At 49.3% G+C, this 17,498-nt stretch carries 15 protein-coding genes; 4 read left to right on the forward strand and 11 right to left on the reverse strand.

All coding sequences use genetic code 11. The features are described 5' to 3' along the window. Positions 1-5: 5 nt before the first annotated feature. Positions 6-1,241, forward strand: coding sequence for a methyl-accepting chemotaxis protein (locus F0316_RS07180; protein WP_019830140.1), 1,236 nt, complete (start codon positions 6-8; stop codon positions 1,239-1,241). A gap of 54 nt (positions 1,242-1,295) precedes the next feature. On the opposite strand, the gene F0316_RS07185 is transcribed toward F0316_RS07180, so the two are convergent. The 3 genes from F0316_RS07185 to F0316_RS07195 all read right to left on the reverse strand — a co-directional run bounded on the left by F0316_RS07185 (position 1,296) and on the right by F0316_RS07195 (position 4,832). After that, a complete protein-coding gene (locus F0316_RS07185; RefSeq protein ID WP_000312388.1) occupies positions 1,296-1,610 on the reverse strand; it encodes a DMT family transporter in 315 nt (104 codons plus the stop codon). Positions 1,611-1,755: 145 nt separating this feature from the next. Beyond that, positions 1,756-3,270 (reverse strand): cryptochrome/deoxyribodipyrimidine photo-lyase family protein, encoded by a 1,515-nt coding sequence (locus tag F0316_RS07190; RefSeq protein WP_000411507.1) that lies wholly within the window; start codon positions 3,268-3,270, stop codon positions 1,756-1,758. 155 nt (positions 3,271-3,425) lie between these two features. Continuing rightward, positions 3,426-4,832, reverse strand: a complete 1,407-nt coding sequence (locus F0316_RS07195) for an MDR family MFS transporter (protein WP_000555325.1) — start codon at positions 4,830-4,832, stop codon at positions 3,426-3,428. An 86-nt stretch (positions 4,833-4,918) separates the two neighbouring features. On the opposite strand from F0316_RS07195, the gene F0316_RS07200 reads away from it, so the two are divergent. Next, positions 4,919-5,869, forward strand: a complete 951-nt coding sequence (locus F0316_RS07200) for a LysR family transcriptional regulator (protein WP_001891726.1) — start codon at positions 4,919-4,921, stop codon at positions 5,867-5,869. On the opposite strand, the gene F0316_RS07205 is transcribed toward F0316_RS07200, so the two are convergent. The 5 genes from F0316_RS07205 to hrpA form a co-directional block, all read right to left on the reverse strand. Further along, positions 5,847-6,026: a DUF2256 domain-containing protein gene (locus F0316_RS07205; protein ID WP_032468907.1), complete on the reverse strand. Its 180-nt coding sequence runs from the start codon at positions 6,024-6,026 to the stop codon at positions 5,847-5,849. The genes F0316_RS07200 and F0316_RS07205 overlap by 23 nt on opposite strands. 233 nt (positions 6,027-6,259) lie before the next feature. Continuing rightward, the gene (locus tag F0316_RS07210; protein WP_149560358.1) at positions 6,260-7,276 is read right to left on the reverse strand and encodes a lipoate--protein ligase A; all 1,017 of its coding nucleotides are present in this window, start codon (positions 7,274-7,276) and stop codon (positions 6,260-6,262) included. Positions 7,277-7,400: 124 nt separating this feature from the next. Then, positions 7,401-8,753 carry a molecular chaperone gene (gene yegD, locus F0316_RS07215; protein ID WP_000469656.1) on the reverse strand — a complete coding sequence of 451 codons (1,353 nt, stop codon included), beginning with the start codon at positions 8,751-8,753 and terminating at the stop codon, positions 7,401-7,403. 216 nt (positions 8,754-8,969) lie between these two features. After that, entirely contained in the window at positions 8,970-9,452 is a 483-nt protein-coding gene (locus F0316_RS07220) for an outer membrane beta-barrel protein (RefSeq protein WP_000751962.1), read from the reverse strand. A gap of 139 nt (positions 9,453-9,591) precedes the next feature. Beyond that, positions 9,592-13,521, reverse strand: coding sequence for an ATP-dependent RNA helicase HrpA (gene hrpA, locus F0316_RS07225; protein ID WP_149560359.1), 3,930 nt, complete (start codon positions 13,519-13,521; stop codon positions 9,592-9,594). 201 nt (positions 13,522-13,722) lie between these two features. Between hrpA and F0316_RS07235 the strand changes: the two genes are divergently transcribed. Together F0316_RS07235 and F0316_RS07240 are read left to right on the forward strand one after the other, a co-directional pair. Further along, the gene (locus F0316_RS07235; RefSeq protein ID WP_000647616.1) at positions 13,723-14,073 is read left to right on the forward strand and encodes a VC1380 family protein; all 351 of its coding nucleotides are present in this window, start codon (positions 13,723-13,725) and stop codon (positions 14,071-14,073) included. Positions 14,074-14,125: 52 nt separating this feature from the next. After that, a complete protein-coding gene (locus F0316_RS07240) occupies positions 14,126-14,584 on the forward strand; it encodes a tellurite resistance TerB family protein (protein WP_172625983.1) in 459 nt (152 codons plus the stop codon). Between the two features lie 100 nt (positions 14,585-14,684). Here F0316_RS07240 and F0316_RS20305 read toward each other — a convergent pair whose 3' ends face one another. The 3 genes from F0316_RS20305 to F0316_RS07250 are packed head-to-tail and all read right to left on the reverse strand — an operon-like array spanning position 14,685 to position 17,000. Further along, positions 14,685-14,813, reverse strand: a complete 129-nt coding sequence (locus tag F0316_RS20305; protein WP_001911535.1) for a hypothetical protein — start codon at positions 14,811-14,813, stop codon at positions 14,685-14,687. A 55-nt stretch (positions 14,814-14,868) separates the two neighbouring features. Further along, a complete protein-coding gene (locus tag F0316_RS07245; RefSeq protein WP_001108807.1) occupies positions 14,869-15,399 on the reverse strand; it encodes a 3'-5' exonuclease in 531 nt (176 codons plus the stop codon). Positions 15,400-15,416: 17 nt separating this feature from the next. After that, the gene (locus F0316_RS07250; RefSeq protein WP_000912203.1) at positions 15,417-17,000 is read right to left on the reverse strand and encodes a sensor domain-containing diguanylate cyclase; all 1,584 of its coding nucleotides are present in this window, start codon (positions 16,998-17,000) and stop codon (positions 15,417-15,419) included. Positions 17,001-17,498 lie beyond the last annotated feature (498 nt).

Consider the following 17,498-nt stretch of genomic DNA (forward strand, 5'->3'; position numbering starts at 1 on the left):
TCGTTATGATTCGTTACCTATTTGAACGGCTAGAGAATAATAAAAAACGCTATCTTTTCTTCACTATCACTCTAAGCTGCACAGTGCTTCTGTTGGGCTTAGAACTGGTTCGACACTGGACTCCGCAATGGTTTTATCTACCGTTTGCGATAACCGCACTTATCTTAACGATGACCGCTTTGGTTTTCTCTCAGGGCAATCTTTTTGTGCGTTTCCTACAACAAATCCATGAACAAGAAACCATGAAACAAAAAGAAACCGTTTCTGCCATTTGCGATTGGATCGATGAATATCGCGATCTCAATGGCTTAGTCGCGGATCATATTGAGAACGTAAATTCTGATGCACAAAAAGCCACTGAGGATATTCTCAATCACATTTGCTCATTGGATCACGCAGCCGCTAATTTTACTCACTACCTCAAAGACATGGAGTTCGATTCACAAAATATGGTATCGAGCTTGGATGAACACACCTTAGTTATCTCAAATCTAGCCGATAGTACTCGCAGCCTGATGAGCAATATCCAAACAGAGCGCAAACAGGTTAATGATGTATTAAACCGAGTAATGGGACTTAACGAGATCACCGAAGTCATTTCAAAAATTGCTAATGAGACCAATCTACTCGCCTTGAATGCCGCTATCGAAGCAGCTCGCAGTGGTGAAATGGGACGTGGCTTTGCCGTTGTCGCAGATGAAGTGCGACATCTTGCTCAGAGAGCTGGTGAGGCAGCCTCACAAATTAGCGAAGAAATAGAAAGCCTTCGTGCAGAAGTGACTCAACGTTTTGAAGTCGCCAATAAAGAGAGCAGCGAGCAAAACATCAAAGCTGATATGATGATTGAGTCCGTACAAAGCTTAAGACAAAGTTTCTCTTCTGTTCGTGAATTAAGCGAACGACAAATCACCCAAATCATGTTGTACAACAATGATCTTGAGAAAAATATCAGCGGTAGTATGGCCTGTACTCAGTTCCAAGACATCGTCCGTCAAAAGCTCGATAGCATCGAAGCTTTAATGCGTGAAAAACACTTATTGGTGGGTGATGTCTTTAACGGTATGCGCCTCAATGATCTGCGCCATCGGGAACTAGAATACACAGAAACCCTGCGCCGCCTGTCATTGGAGTATAGGCACGACTTTGAAAGACACTGTAACTATCGCGATTCAGATATGAACAGCACAAAGCAATCGACGTTATCCACTTCAAATCCATTACCGAAAATTGAGCTGTTCTAGCCTAACTAGCCAGAGCCGAAACTCACGGCTCTGGCTTTATACTAACTTCTGCCGTTAAGCACTCATTTTGAGTCCAGCAATACCCGCGATGATCAGAAATAGACTGATCAGCTTAATCAAGGTTAAGGTTTCGCCAAACAAAAATGCGGCAGCCAGTGCCGTTCCTACTGCGCCAATTCCCACCCAAATGCCGTAAGCCACGCCAAGAGGCAGAGTGCGCAACGCGATCCCGAGTAACACAAAACTAATGACCAGCGCCGATAAGGTAGCGACAGAAGCCAGCGGTTTGCTAAAACCTTCACTGTATTTGAGGCCAATAGCCCAAGCGATTTCACAAATACCGGCGAGAAAGAGGATTAACCACGCCATATATACACCTCATATATGGGGTCGTCCCCGAAGAAAAGATGGAGCGGTGAGGTCGTCCTCACTTCCTGATGTGCCGCTAAGACTAGCAAAGCTTACGGGTCTTGGCTAGCTTGGCTTGGCGCGATGCAAAACTCGCAAAGCCGTGTTAATCCATCTCCGGTTGACGCTTGTTGGGTTGTCGCGGCGAAGTTCTCGGTTTAGCTTGCCGCACATGGCGCGCGAGGATACGCATCGCTTCGGCTTGTACCGCAGGCAGTTTCTGCCATTGCCATAAGCGATCCCGCGCTTGCTTGGCACTGGCTTCCAAATCCATCACCGGCTTGAGGTAAGGGCTCTCAAGCGGTACTTGATACATCTGCGCTTCAAGCGGTGTCATCAGCCAGGGTTCAAAGAGCAGCGGTACAGGCACTTGCGCCAACTCTGGCACCCATTTGTGAATAAACTGCCCTTCACTGTCATGCTCTTGTGCTTGCTTGGTCGGGTTATAAATGCGGATAGTATTGGTACCCGTGACCCCTGCTTGCATTTGAAACTGCGGATAATGAATGCCCGGTTCAAAATCGAGGAACAGTTGCGCCAAATAAGTCACGCCCGCTCGCCAATCGACATTCATATGATGAGTTAACACGCTCACCAACATCGCGCGCATACGAAAGTTGAGGTATCCGGTTTGAATTAAGCAGCGCATACAGGCATCGACCAGTGGAATGCCGGTGTGCCCAGTTTGCCAAGCCGCTAACTGCGCGGCGGGGGCATCGCTTGATTGCTGCAAGAGTGAATCATAAGCGCGGTTGACGCAGCGAAACTCCATCTCACATTCTGATTCAAATTTTTGGATAAAGTGACAGTGCCAATGCAGACGTGATGAAAGCGCAATCAGGCTGCGGCGAAATCCCGCTACCGACCAGTGTTTGAGCAAAGTTTGATACATCTCCCGCAGTGAGATATTTCCCCACGCAAGATAAGGCGACATCCGCGAGCACGCGTGGCGCGCTAAGCTCGGACTTGAGATGGAGCGGTAATACTCTCGCCCTCGACGCACGAAAAAATCCTCCAGCGTCGCCCACGCCATATCACTGCCACCAGTTTGCATGCCCGCTTGTTTACTCTGCCATGTGGCAGGGATATCGCTGCGCAAACCAAGCGTTGCGGCATCCAGCTTCAGCCAATTGGCGCGTGTTAAATCAGGATCGCAGCAAGGGGAGCGCATTACTTGCTGCCAATGTTCATCCCAATTTTTTCGGGTTTGCGCCCCGCGGATCACGGCAGCATAAGGAAATTCATGCCAGACGATGTCGTGTTGCTGGCACCACTGTGCCAGCGCAAGATCGCGCTGAAAAGTGCAGGCTAAACCGACTTCTTGATGAGAATAAATCGCCTCAATGGCGTAGCGCTCAGCAATACGTGCAAAGCAGGTTTGCCAATCGGATGTGACGATCAACACCTCCCCTTTGCTCTGCGCCAAATCACGATTGATGGCTTGCAATGATTGCCACACAAAGCGCCAGTGTCGTTCGCTGTAATGCGCATCGCCAAGCAGCATTGGCTCAAACAGATAGAGTAGTAACGTCGGTCGCCCCGAAGTTAACGCCGCTTGTAATGGCGCGTGATCGGTCAGCCTTAGGTCACGCTTGAGCCACACCAGATTGATCTTTTCCATACTCTTTCCTTGTTTTCTCTGCCGCTTGTACGCGACAGAAGAGGAAAAGATCGCTCCCGTGTTCTATCTATCGCCTCGCTTTCTATTACCTCACTTTCTGCCTATTACCGCGTTTTCTATTTATCACCTTATTTTCTATTGAACACAGAGAGAGGCTAGTGCCCTTTCAGCGCATCTTTACGTAGACGCCAAGCGGTCAGTACCATCGCTACAACCGCCAGCACGCTCATGCCGATGTACACCAAACTAAAACCTTGGGCGAGCACGTCAGGCGTTACTGATGAGGCTTGGCTGCCATGCTCACTCACGGTAACACTTTGCGGCACACGCAGATAAAACAGCGCAGAACAGAACGCCACCCCAAGCGCACCACCAAGCTCACGGCCAAAGTTAAACAGTGACATGCCAATCCCCCGATCACGGGCAGGCAACACACTCTGTACCACCACATTAAGAGAAGGCAGAGTAAAACCAAGCCCAAGGCCGCCAATACCTAGCGAGAGATGAACCCACAAATCGTAGTGAATCTGCCAGATGGCGAGCGCAGCAAGCAGAAAACCGCTCACCACCAGCGCTTTGTATCGCCCTGAGCGAGCCACCCATTTGCCACCAAGATAAGCCCCGATGGTGATACTGAACATGAAAATCACCATCACGGTGCCACTTTGCGACGGTGAAAAGCCTTTCTGCCACTGCAATTGCAGCGGCATATAAACCAAAAGCGCGAACATCAACATTTGTGAGGCCATGATAAGACCAATCGCGGTCAGGTAACTGGGTAAGCGTGCCAAACGCGCAGGCAAAATCGGGTCACTCACCTGTCTTTCCACAAGGATTAACAGCACCAAGCAGAGTAACAGAGCAAAGGCTCCCCACCCCGCAGGCAAAAAGGAGTGTGAGGAAAGCTGAAGCAGCAGCAAAGTTGTGGTGAGCATTAAAAGCCCAGCGCCCAGCCAGTCAAATCGGCTGTGGCGTTTTTGGTTAAGGTGTTTAAGATGGCGGTTGACCATATACAGAGCCACCATTCCCAGCGGTAAATTAATGCCAAACACCCAGCGCCAACTGAGATGGTCAGCAAAATAGCCGCCAAGCAAAGGGCCCGCGACACTGGAAACCGCATACACTGCCGAGATATAGCCTTGGTATTTGCCGACTTCACGCGCCGGAATGGAATCGGCAATCACGGTGAACGCCAAAGCAATCAAACCGCCGCCGCCAATTCCCTGCACCACTCGCGCCCCTATCAAGGTTGGTAAGTCAACGGCAAAAGTACACATCGCTGAGCCAACAATAAAAATACCGATGCTGATATTGAGCATGCGTACACGCCCAAACAGATCGCTCAATTTGCCATACACAGGCAATACGGCTGTGGCGGCGAGTAAGTAGGCGGTGATCACCCAAGTTAAGGCGCTTCCCGCCGAGAGATCTTGCCCAATCAAGGCCAGCGGTGTGGTCACTATGCTTTTTTCTAGTGAACCAAGGGCAATCACTAGCGCAACGCTAGCAAAAATAATTCGCGGATGAGGGGCATTGGCAGCGGGAATAGGATCGGAATGCATGAGCTCTCTTTCAAGATAAAGTCAAAGGGAATGTATTTGTTGTGGCACAAGATAACCAAATCACAGCCATCCGAAAATAGGATAGAATGGGACGCGAAATTGCAAAAATGGGATTAATCATGAAACTTGATGATTTGGCGCTGTTTTTAACCGTGGTGCGTTGCGGCAGTTTTGCGCTAGCAGCGAAACAGAAATCGATGTCCACCAGCACATTGAGCCGCCGTATTCAGCAACTTGAACAAGATACGGGCAGCATTTTACTGATCCGCAACAGTAAAGAGTTGGTACTGACCAAAGAAGGTGAACAGCTATTTCACAGCTACGCCGAGCTGTTTGCCCAAATTGAGCGCAAACAAGAAGAGGTCGAGCAAGCGAAACGAGATTACCGCGGCGAAATCGCGATAAGTGCACCCGTGTTACCTCTGCGCCACCAATTAACCCCTTTGGCGCTGGAATTTGCCGAGCTGCATCCGAATGTCACATTGCGCATGCAAGTTGGCTCAGGGCTCGACTATTTCAGCCAGCGGGATCTGGATATCGCGCTGCGTTTTGGCCCACAGCCGGAATCCGACTGGGTGGCGCGTAAACTGGCGCGTAACCCTTCCGTACTCTGTGCCAGTGCTGAGCTTGCTGCCAAACTCAGCACAGTAACGCCTGCCTTAGCGCATCCCGAGCAGTTAAAAGAGCATCCCCTACTCAGTCTCAACCATAAGCTGCCGTGGATTTTTCATCACCACAGCGTTGCGCAAAAAGTGCAATTTATTCCGACGGCGCGTTTGTGCTCCGACGAACTGGACACGATAGTGCAAGCCACCTTGCAAGGCATGGGCATCGCCCGCTTACCAAGAGGATTAATGGAGCCACTCCTGCGTAGCGGTCAGCTCATAGAGCTGCTCCCCGAGTGGGAAATTGAAGGCGCAGATGTGTATTTGCTCCATCCGCAGCGCCGTTTTTTACCTGAGCGCACTCAAGCCCTGATTGATTACATCATGACGCACTGGTCACGTGTCGCATTCAGTTATTGGCATCAACCTTAACAGCACCAAGCGACTGCGATGAACGATGACGCCGACAGCGCTCCGAACAATATTTGACTTCATCCCAACACTGCTGCCATTTTTTACGCCAAGCAAAAGGTCTCTGACAGACAGGACATATTTTCTGCGCCAAATAGGCTTTTTTATGCGAACTCACCCTAAACCCGGCATCACATCAGTTATTCAATTTGAAGATATACGAACGTTGCGTCTGATTGGCTCACCGCTTGTCAGGGTTTGGGAATAATAAGAGAGCAAAAGAGAACAATAAAGAAATCAGGGCAACATACTTTGTGAATACGCTTGGTGAGCCCCTCCTCTGAGTGAGGAGGGAATCGAGAATAGGAAATGATAAGCAGGAGCGCGGTTACAAAAACGTACAGGTGAGGCTCAATCAATCTGGTCGATGAACCAGCGCTGAAACTCTTCTAGAGGCAATTGGTATTGTGGCAATTCCTGCATCAATTGTGAAAGGCACGGTTCAAGCGCCGTTTTGTTGTAGGTGAGCCCGCTTAAACGCAGCGCCAATTGCTCCATCGGATAAGGGTCCAGCATGTCGCTGAAAATCGTGGCTTGCACAATCGTGCCGCGCTCAACTTCAAGATACACCTCGACGCCACCCCAGCTAAATCGTTCATCCATGTGGTGAGTAAAAGGTGGCGTTTGTCCGAAGTTCCAATCCCAACTGCTTTGCTGAGCGAATTTTTGCTCAAATCCCGGCAAATCAAAAAACGACTGCGGCGAGATCAACTCAGGCTCAACCTGCTGTTGGTAATATTCGCAATAAGCTTGCATGATCGCTTCACACACTTGTTGGTGCTCAATATCCGCTTTTACCGTGTTGAGGTTGATAACTCGCGATCTCACCGAGGTAATGCCTTTCGCTTGCAGCTTTTTAAGATCGGGATTGAGGTAATCGGCTAAACGGTTGAGATCGGCACTCAGCAGCAGCGTGCCGTGGTGAAATCCGCGATCCAGCGTTTCGCGATAAGCAGAACCGGAAAACTTACGAATACCCTGTTCATCTTCTAGTACCAGATCATTGCGCCCGTTGGCGACCCCATGAATCCCCAACTTTTGCAGCCCCGCCAACACAATCTTGGTTGAGACCTCTTTATCGTACTCCGGTTTACCCGCCATAAAGGTGAAGTTGGTATTGCCCAAATCATGGAAAACTGCCCCGCCCCCAGTCTGACGACGTGCGAGTTTCACTTTGTCCTGCTCCATACGATCCGTTTTGCATTCGCGCCACGGGTTTTGCGCACGACCAATCACGACGGTATCGGCGTTACGCCACAAAAAAAGCACACGCTGATCGGCGGGCATAGAACGAAAAATCGTGTCTTCGACGGCAAGGTTAAACCAAGGGTCCGTGGAGTCAGAGAGCAGAATGCGAGTCTTAGTCATGGTTGTTGCGTACCAAGCAATAGAAAAGATGCACCATGTTACGCAATTCTGCGCAGATAGCCAAACGCCTTGCTTTCAATATATTCGCCACACAAAAAAGCCTTCCGAAGAAGGCTTAAGATCATCAGCGAAAACAGACCTGTGCCCAGCGCGCCAGACCCGCCGTAACCGAACCAAAGTAGTTACCACTGACGATAGGCACGTTAGGCAGAGCTTGCTCAACACCAGCCCGTAAAATCGGTGAACGTGCGCTACCGCCGGTCATAAAGATCACATCCGGCGTCACGCCGCCGAGCGTCACCGCTTCTGTCACCAACTCAATCATTTTGGTCTTGGGCACGTCAATTGCTTCGATCATCGCTTCGCGTTGAATTTCAACTTCTAGCAGTTCGGATAGCACTTTGATTTGCGCAATCGCTCGCGCCGTGTCAGAGAGCGCAATCTTCGCCTCTTCGGCTTTTTTGACAAGGCTGTAACCCAAAGTATCGTGATAGACCGCCAGAAGTCGCGCCAGTTTTTCCGGCTCACGCGCCTCTTTGTGCAGACGTTTTAAATCGGCCAAATTTTCACGGGAAAAGAATTTGGCTTGCGCACTCACATCGTTAATCGCAATCGGATTCCAAAATTGGGTGATCGGCATGTCTAGTCCGCTTTGCGTTTGACTGCCAAAACCAAAGGGCGTCATCAGGGCTTTGAAAGCGAGATGAATATCGAGATCGTTACCGCCTACGCGCTGACCTGTATGCGCAATCAGACTTTGCGTGCGATCCGCTTTGCCGCGCCATGATGGCCCCATTTGAATAAGTGAGCAGTCGGTGGTACCGCCGCCAATATCCACCACTAACACTGTTTTGTCTTCGGTCAGTGTGGCTTCGTATTCTAGCCCAGCAGCGACAGGCTCAAACTGAAACTCAAGATGACGAAAACCAGCGCGAGTGGCCGCACGGCGCAGAATCTTTTCCGCTTGCTGGTTAGAGTCTTCCCCGCCTCGACCATGAAAATTGACCGGGCGACCAATGACCGCATCCTGAATCACTGCATTAGAACGAGCTTCTGCTTGCGCTTTGATGTTGGCCATCATGGCGCAAACCAGATCTTCAAAAAAGCTCAGTTGAATGTCGTGTAGCCCCATCGCCCCCAAAAAGGATTTGGGCGATTTCACGTAATACACTTCATGGGGATCGGAGAGGTAGAGATCAAGCGCCGCCTGACCAAACACTACATCAGCAAACTGTAAATCGATGCCTTCTTCACGATTAGACGCCACCGAACGACGCAGAAGTTGCTCACCGAGTGCATCCGCTGGGGCAATTTGACGATGGCGAAATAGATGCTCAGATACCGACTCACGCGTGGGCGCAGCAAGTGTCGAAGGAATATAGAGGCTGTCACCTTCAAGTGGGATCAGCACAGGATTGCCATCCTGCATGCTCGCTACCGAGCAGTTGGCCGTACCATAGTCAAATCCAATAAACATCTACCCACTCCTACTCTTAAGCGAAAAAAGGCCGGCGATCCTATCGCAAGCCTTCTCTTATCTCTAGAAGAAATTGTTGTTTTTGATACTCACTCACGGCGCGCCCTCTCCTAAAGCCCCTTCCCAGATTCAGGTCATCGCTATGCCATTACTTGGAACAGCAGACATGAAAAAGCCAGCATGACGCTGGCTTTAGCATTGCGATTAAAGCAAATCTTACAAGAAGTGGAACGTCGCATTGAATGAGAGCGTGCCAACGTCTGTGCTATCCATGGTGTAGTTCATGTAGCTTGCGCCTACTGAGAATGGCCCCATGATGAAGTATTCGGCACCGATGCCGTACATCACGTCGATACCATCATCGATTTTGCCACCGTTGATGTCTTTATCCCATGAGTGCAGGCCGCCTTTAGCGTAAACGTGCAGAGGGCCGAAATCCATGCTTGGTTTCACTGCAAAGTAAAGAGAAGAGGCTGACAGCTCTTGAGTTGCATTGATTTCAAAGTCACCGTGGTTCACGTAACCCGCTTCTAAACCAATGAATGGCAGAATACCTGTGCCAGCATGCACAGAGTAAGCCGTACCATGTTTGCCTTCATAATCCGATTGACCTACTGACGCACCGCCATAGATCCATGAATCCGCCATCGCGGTTGAAGAGGCACCCAGTAATGCCAGAGCAAGTAATGTCTTTTTCATAATTAACCTTCTTTAAATAGTGGGGCAACGTTGACGGCGGCCAGTCGTTGCCACATTGAGTGCAAATTCCGTCATCTCAGCTTGTTAAGCAAATTTCGTACCTATTTCTTATCGAGTGCCACGAAATTCGCCTTCATGACTAACAAGCCTCAATCGCGTTGATGATCCGCTTATCCGAAACCGGATACGGCGTACCCAATTGCTGAGCAAAATAACTCACGCGTAACTCTTCGAGCATCCAGCGGATTTCTCGCACGTTATCAGGAATCGCCATCCCTTTCGGGATCTTGTTCAGCAGCTCTTTATACTTGTTGGCTACCGATTCAATTTTCAGCATATGCAGACGATCTTTGTTGGGATCGACCGGCAGTTTTTCCATCCGGCGTTCAATCGCGCGCATGTAACGCAGAATGTCCGGCAGACGTTTCCAACCACACTCAGTCGCAAAGCCGCTGAAAATCAGCCCTTCGATTTGTGCTTTGACATCCGAAAGCGCAAAGGCCATCGTGAAATCCACCTTACCTTTCAAACGTTTATTGATGTTGTAAGCCGTAGTCAAAATAGTTTCTACCTGCTTGGCAATCTCAACTACCGTATCGCCAAGCTCGGCACGCACATGCTCTTTGAGCGCTTCAAATGCTTGTGGCTCCCACACCATGCCGCCGCGCTCTTCAATCAGCTTATCAACGCCGCAGGCAATGCAGTCATCAATCAAATCGAGCACTTTGCCATACGGGTTAAAGTACAAACCGAGTTTAGATTTGTTCGGCAGATTGGCGTGCAGATATTTGATCGGCGATGGCACATTAAGCAGAATCAAACGGCGCTGGCCGGCACGCATCGCGCTAAGCTGCTCTTGCTCGGTTTCAAACAGTTTGATTTCGACGCTGTCTTTCTTATCGACTAACGCCGGATAAGCTCTAACTTCAAAGCCACCACGCTTTTGCTGGTACACTTTCGGTAGCTCACCAAACGACCACGTATGCAGATCGCGCTGCTCAATATCATCATCGGCGACTTGCGAAAGTGTCTCTTGCACTTTCTCTTTCAAGCTCTCTTTCAGCTCATGCAGATCGCAGCTTTCATTGAGCTTGCGATTGCGATGATCCACCGCGCGATAAGTAATTTTTAAATGCGCAGGCAGTTGATCCAGTTTCCAATCTTCGCGCAATACCGTCACACCCGTCATGCGGCGCAGCTCTTTTTCCATTGCATCGAGCAGCGGCATTTCAAACGGTGTTACACGCGCCAAAAAAGCGTCAGCGTAATTGGGGGCTGGCACAAAGTTTTTACGCAGCGTTTTCGGCAGCGATTTAATTAAGCTCACCACCAACTCATGGCGCAAACCGGGAATTTGCCAGTCAAAGCCATGTGGCTCAACTTGGTTTAAGATTGGCAGCGGAATGTGTACCGTCACACCGTCACTGTTCTCGCCCGGCTCAAACTGGTAACTGAGTTTGAGTTTCAGATTGCCTTGATGCCAGAAATTCGGGTAATCCAGATCGGTAATGTGGCTGGCATCGCCTTTGAACAGCATCTCTTTTTCAAAGCTAAGCAGATCCGGCGTTTTACGGCTTGCGGTTTTCCACCACGCATCAAAATGGCGACCAGACACCACTTCGGTGCCGACACGTTGGTCATAGAATTGGAACAGCTCTTCATCATCAACCAGAATATCGCGGCGACGCGATTTATGTTCTAACTCTTCTACTTCGGCGAGCAGCGCGCGGTTTTGTTTGAAGAAGGCGTGTTTGGTTTCCCAATCCCCTTCTACCAGTGCGCTGCGAATGAAAATTTCGCGGCTGAGCACAGGATCAATCGTGCCGTAGTTGACCAAGCGTTTCGGCACAATCGGGATGCCATACAACATCACCTTTTCATACGCCATCACCGCCGCATTTTTCTTCGACCAATGTGGCTCACTGTAACTACGTTTGATCAGGTGTTTCGCCAGTGGCTCAATCCAATCCGGTTCGATTTTCGCGACCACGCGTGCCCACAGTTTGGAGGTTTCCACCAGCTCTGCCGACATGACCCACTTCGGCTGCTTTTTAAATAAGCCAGAGGCAGGGAAAATGTTGAAACGTGCGTTACGTGCGCCGTGGTACTCGTTCTTCTCCTGATCTTTCATACCGATGTGCGACAACAAACCGACCAAGATCGCACTGTGCACCGCATGGTAACTGCCCGGCTCATCATTGAGCTTAAAACCCATTTCCCGAGTCGATTGATGCAGTTGGGTGTACACATCCTGCCATTCACGCACGCGCAAATAGTTGAGGTAATCGAGCTTGCACTGACGGCGGAACTGGTTACTGCTCAACGCTTTTTGCTGCTGTCCGATGTAGTGCCATAAATTCACTAACGTCAGGAAATCTGAATCTTCATGGTTAAAACGGCGATGTTTGTCATCGGCCGATTGCTGCTTGTCGCTCGGTCTTTCACGCGGATCTTGAATCGACAACGCGGAAGCAATAATCATCACTTCTTTCAAACAGCCGAATTTCGACGCCTCAAGCACCATGCGTGCCAAACGTGGATCAATCGGCAAACGCGCTAGCTGCTTACCACTTTCGGTGAGGCGTTTTTTCGGGTCTTTGATTTGATCGTTGATAGCCCCTAACTCTTCGAGCAGACGCACGCCATCTTGAATGTTGCGCTTATCTGGCGCTTCCACAAAGGGGAAGGCTTCAATATCGCCCAGCCCCAATGCCGTCATCTGCAAGATAACCGAGGCTAAGTTGGTGCGCAGAATCTCAGGGTCAGTAAACTCAGGGCGTGACAAGAAATCCTCTTCCGAATAGAGACGGATACAGATCCCCTCTTCGGTACGTCCACAGCGGCCTTTACGCTGGTTAGCGCTGGCTTGGGAAATCGGCTCAATCGGCAAACGCTGCACTTTGGTGCGATAGCTGTAACGGCTGATCCGCGCGGTACCTGGGTCGATAACGTATTTGATGCCCGGAACCGTTAGCGAGGTTTCCGCCACGTTGGTGGCCAGCACGATGCGACGACCCGCATGAGGTTGGAAAATCTTGTTCTGCTCACCGGCTGACAAACGCGCATACAGTGGCACAATTTCCGTATCACGCAGGTTGCGCTTTGAAAGCGCATCCGCGGTATCACGAATTTCGCGCTCACCGTTCATGAAGATCAGAATGTCGCCCAGCCCTTCATCGCACAGCTCATCCACCGCTTGGAAAATGCCTTCCAGTTGGTCGCGATCGCTTTCGCTGTCATCATCCCCCGCCAGAGGGCGATAGCGCACTTCCACCGGATAAGTACGGCCTGAGACTTCAATGATCGGCGCATTGCTAAAATGCTTCGAGAAGCGCTCAGGGTCGATGGTCGCCGAGGTGATGATGACTTTGAGATCGGGACGACGCGGCAAAAGCTGCTTGAGATAGCCCAAGATAAAGTCGATGTTGAGGCTGCGCTCGTGCGCTTCATCGATAATGATGGTGTCGTACTGGTTGAGGAAACGATCGTTTTGGATCTCCGCCAGCAAGATACCGTCAGTCATCAATTTGATTTGAGTCTGATCCGAGATTTGATCGGTAAAGCGAACTTTATAGCCCACAAAGCTACCGAGTTCGGTTTCCATCTCTTCGGCAATGCGGTTTGCCACTGATCGCGCAGCAAGACGGCGCGGCTGAGTGTGGCCAATCAAACCGTATTTACCGCGGCCTAATTCTGCGCAAATTTTCGGTAGCTGAGTGGTTTTGCCTGAACCGGTTTCACCGGCCACAATCACCACTTGATGATGAGCAATCGCCTGCGCAATATCATCACGTTTTTGGCTAACTGGCAGCAGCGCAGGATACTCGATTTTGGGCATCTGCTGTTTACGCTGCTCAACCACCATCATGGATTGCGCAATATCGAGCGCGATTTCGTCAAATACCGCGTTGCGTGCCGATTCATTTTTAATTTTACTGGCACCATCAATGCGTTTACTGAAACGAAAACGGTCTTTGATCAGGCACTCTCCGAGCGCCTTTTTTAAACTGGCAGCGCTATTGGCTTTGGGCTGAGCTGCCGAGTCGGGTGTGGGCTGTGACGAAGTCAAAGCATTTCCTATTGTTATCTTTCCAAAAAACTGCGCGGATTGTACCACAGAGTTTTAGTAACACGCCCATGATCCCACGCTTTAGCCACCTTTACCTGCCTACAGAAACAGCAAATGCAAGCCTAATACTCAAAAGAAGCTTCGTTTTCGGCGCGATTGGCCGCTAAAATGAAGATAGAACCTTAAGGAAACGAAGCGATTGTGAAAGCCTCTGAACTGAAAACGATTTTAAACCAGCTCCCCGATGACCTTGATCCTGATGTGGTGATGGGGGAAGTGTGGCTTCCAGAGCGCTTAATTGAAGCGCAGCTTGACGATGACATGCTGTTTCTCACCTTTGATAACGCGCCGGAAGAAGGAGAAGGCGAAGAGGAAGGCCGCGGCTTTGTGGAACATGAGATGGAATTGATCCGGTCACAGCTCATGACGATTTTGGCTGAGGACAGCGGCCCCAAAACCAAAGCCGAAGCACTACTGGCGTTGATTACTCTTGCCCACGAACGCACTAGCTCAGAATTTATCGAAATTTTAGGTGCTATGCTTGAAGAGTGACGCTCAAGGCCACATTGTTTAACCTACGACTCCCAATCTCCAAGGCTTGCCTATGTTTAATGCACTCACTTCCCTGTTTAAGCAGCTTCTTGAAGGCCAAGACTTAGCTCAACACTCTGCCACACCGGATCTGGCCATCGCCTGTCTGCTCAGCGAAGTGGCTGGCGCAGATCAACAAATTTCAGCGCCAGAGCAACAAGCTAAGCTGGCACTGTTGCAGCATTTGCTCCAATGTACGGCTGAGCAAGCCAGCGACTTACTCATGCGCGCAGAGCAAGAAGTCAAACAATCGGCCTCACTGTACGATTTTACTTCCCAGCTACGTAGCCTCTCCCAAACACAAAGGTTTGAGCTGATCAAAGCGATGTGGGAAGTGGCAAATGCCGATGGCACGATTGATCCGCTTGAAGATGCGGTGATTCGTAAGGCCGCTGAGCTGCTGTATGTCGATCATAGTCAGTTTATTCGCGCCAAACTGATGGCCGCAGACAAACATCAAGCACCAGAATAACGCCGCGCGTTATCGGCTCAGACACACTCTCCTATTTCTCAAAGACAAAAAGCGCGAAATTCGCGCTTTTGTACTTGGGCTTTGCTCTAGAACTTCTTGTCTAAAAAGTCACTAGAGTGGTGGTGTCATTCGCCAATAGAGCATCACAGCGATACAACTTAGAGCATTCACCAGCCAACAGACGTAGAGTGTATTTTCCATTCTTGTACTCGGCTTTGTGGACAACCATACAAAAGCCTAGAACAAGATCTGAAACGTTGCATAACAATTTGCTGAATATCACATTACAGCATGGTTAACGCTAACTTTGCCAAGTTGTAGGCATCAACATAGCCTGAGTGCTGACGCCCTTCCCATTCAATACCTTGCGATTCCTGAGCCGCGCGATGACCAATGCGTTTGTCTTTCAAACGATGTTGAATACGATACAGGGTGGCAAGGTTCAGAAACTCTTGGAACGGGACAGAAAGGCCCTTTTCTCGACACTCGTTAAGCAAAATGAGGTCATCGCGCCCCCATGAGGCGTAAATTTTATTCGAACCACCGAAGTTTTTGACCATAGACTGGATCACCTCAGCTAAAGGCCGACCCTGCTTTTCGATTTTGCGCGGTGTGATCCCAGTAAGTTCGGCGCAAAACAGCGAGATTTCATCTTTTTCCGGTTTGACAAAGTATTGCGCGCGCTTGACGATTTCTCCCGCCGCGAGATCGATTTCTGCTAGACCAATTTCAATGATTTCACCCGTGGTTCCCACTCCGTTTTCGTTCCAACAACACATTTCTAAATCGAAGCACACAACACGGTTGTAATTCATTCTTGGCTCTTTCTCTGTTACATAAAGTCGAACATCCTACCTGAATTGAAGGCATAATTCGATTCTACCTTGCTGCATTGCTGCGCAATCGATACACGATTTCGACCTTTCGATTTACTGAGATAGAGCTGATCATCAACACTCTGTAAAATCTCCGGCTCACTGTACTCACAGTTAATGCTCGCCCCAATACTGATGGTTAAGGTTAATGGTGTTTCGGAATTGAGCATCACAGGTTCTGCTTCGACCACTTTACGGATCCGCTCTAGATAAGTATAAAGCGCCGTTTCATCGGTCACGGATGACAAGATGGCAAACTCATCACCGCCGAAACGGGCAAAAATATCCGATTCAACCAACTCTTTTTTCACCACATCAACCACATGCGTTAAAGCGTAATCCCCTGCTAAATGCCCATAGCTGTCGTTGATTTGCTTAAAGCGGTCGATATCAAATGAAATCAAGGTAAAGGATTGTTTTTCATCTAACATTTTGCACAAATGCTGACTAAAGAAGCGGCGGTTATAGATGTTGGTCAAACTGTCATGCTCCACCAGATAACGCAGCTCTGCGGTACGCTCCTCAATCATATCTGTCAGCCGTTGTTTCTCTTCCAGTTGCATTCGCATGATGTAGCTAAGCAGCAGAGAAATAATAACGCCACCCAACCCTAAGCCCAGTAGCACCCACTCTTCACTATGGTTAATCGGCTGATGCAGTTCAAACTCCAGCACCCAATCACGGTTTGGCAACACCAATTTGCGCTCTATTTTGGGTTCATCATCCGCTCGCCACATCGGGCTTTGATAAAGAACCGGACTGTCTTCCGAATCAAATCCGGTATCAATCACGCGCATATCGAGATCTTGTTCCATGACGCTGATTTGGACCAGTTTCTCGAAATAGGTGGATAGGCGCACCACCCCGACCATCACACCAAGTAAGCTGCGATCATCTTCTGAAGAAAAAACAGGGTGATACACCAACATGCCATCTTTGACGATCGACTTATCAATTCCGTCTTGTAGCAGGCGCACTTTATCCGAAACATTCGGCCGACGATTAACGACAATATCCGCCAATATTCGTTTGAAACGTTCACGCTCCGAGTAAAAGCCTAACAGTTTACGATTGTCATAATTGAGTGGATATATATCCGATAAAACGTATTTCGCTTGGTCATCCGTACCGAAACCGTATTTGATCTCTCCCGTTTTTGGCACCGTGTACAAAGTGAACTCAGGAAAACGTTGCTGCATTCGCGCGGTAAAAGTTTCAGCCTGAGGCGGCTCAACTTTCACTAACCATTGTAAAGCAATCAGGCTTTGTGAACCTTTAAGAGTCTCTTCTGCGAAAGTGTGAAAACGCACCCAGTCATCGCTTGTGCTTGAGCGGAAAAAGTTGGCGGCAGAGCCGATAAAATGGATATCACTATCGACAAACTGCTGCAGTGCCATAGTTTGCCTATCCGCAAGGTTTTCCAACAGAGTACGATTATGGCGCAGCTGTAATGAGTATGCGGTGTAAACCACAAACACAGTCAGAAGCAGAGAAAACAACAGTACCAGCAAGGGCACAATCACGCGCACATGTTTGAGCATCCACTTCTTCCTTATTATGTTATCTATCATGAAAAATCATGATGAAGATGTGTGATATATCAATATCCTTACTTCAGTTGGGACGCTAGATTCAAGTCATTTTCAGAGCATTCAGTGATAAACCGAGCGCTTACTCACGAAATGCAGGGGTAGATGGTGCAAAATTGACCACACTCACTGCTCACAAAGCCACCAATCAAACCTTATCCCAGCCTGTAAATCGGGATTCATCGCTGCCTTTCGCCTTGAATATGGTACTATCCGCCCCTATTTTGAGCTTAGTCTATAACGCAGCTTAGCGAAAAAGCCTGAGTTAACACTGGCACAATGAAACAAAGTGCACCTGATACTCATTATTTTCGCTAAGCGTATACCAACCGACTCGACGCTTCAGGTCAGTGGTAAGTCTGTCAATCTCCGTAAACACATAGACAAACTGTGTGATGAAAGAGAGCAAACAGCCCGCCCGTAGCTTCAAGTCCGGGTATAGAAACTTGT

The organism is Vibrio cholerae, from assembly GCF_008369605.1.
Taxonomy (GTDB): Bacteria; Pseudomonadota; Gammaproteobacteria; order Enterobacterales; family Vibrionaceae; genus Vibrio; species Vibrio cholerae.

What these genes read in the sequence shown, in the direction of transcription:
- F0316_RS07240 (WP_172625983.1), top strand. Translation starts at nt 14,126, where the DNA reads ATGTTTAATGCACTCACTTCCCTGTTTAAGCAGCTTCTTGAAGGCCAA.
- F0316_RS07245 (WP_001108807.1), bottom strand. Translation starts at nt 15,399, where the DNA reads ATGAATTACAACCGTGTTGTGTGCTTCGATTTAGAAATGTGTTGTTGG.
- F0316_RS20305 (WP_001911535.1), bottom strand. Translation starts at nt 14,813, where the DNA reads ATGGTTGTCCACAAAGCCGAGTACAAGAATGGAAAATACACTCTACGT.
- F0316_RS07185 (WP_000312388.1), bottom strand. Translation starts at nt 1,610, where the DNA reads ATGGCGTGGTTAATCCTCTTTCTCGCCGGTATTTGTGAAATCGCTTGG.
- F0316_RS07180 (WP_019830140.1), top strand. Translation starts at nt 6, where the DNA reads ATGATTCGTTACCTATTTGAACGGCTAGAGAATAATAAAAAACGCTAT.
- F0316_RS07210 (WP_149560358.1), bottom strand. Translation starts at nt 7,276, where the DNA reads ATGACTAAGACTCGCATTCTGCTCTCTGACTCCACGGACCCTTGGTTT.
- F0316_RS07250 (WP_000912203.1), bottom strand. Translation starts at nt 17,000, where the DNA reads ATGCTCAAACATGTGCGCGTGATTGTGCCCTTGCTGGTACTGTTGTTT.
- F0316_RS07195 (WP_000555325.1), bottom strand. Translation starts at nt 4,832, where the DNA reads ATGCATTCCGATCCTATTCCCGCTGCCAATGCCCCTCATCCGCGAATT.
- F0316_RS07200 (WP_001891726.1), top strand. Translation starts at nt 4,919, where the DNA reads ATGGGACGCGAAATTGCAAAAATGGGATTAATCATGAAACTTGATGAT.
- F0316_RS07220 (WP_000751962.1), bottom strand. Translation starts at nt 9,452, where the DNA reads ATGAAAAAGACATTACTTGCTCTGGCATTACTGGGTGCCTCTTCAACC.
- yegD (WP_000469656.1), bottom strand. Translation starts at nt 8,753, where the DNA reads ATGTTTATTGGATTTGACTATGGTACGGCCAACTGCTCGGTAGCGAGC.
- F0316_RS07190 (WP_000411507.1), bottom strand. Translation starts at nt 3,270, where the DNA reads ATGGAAAAGATCAATCTGGTGTGGCTCAAGCGTGACCTAAGGCTGACC.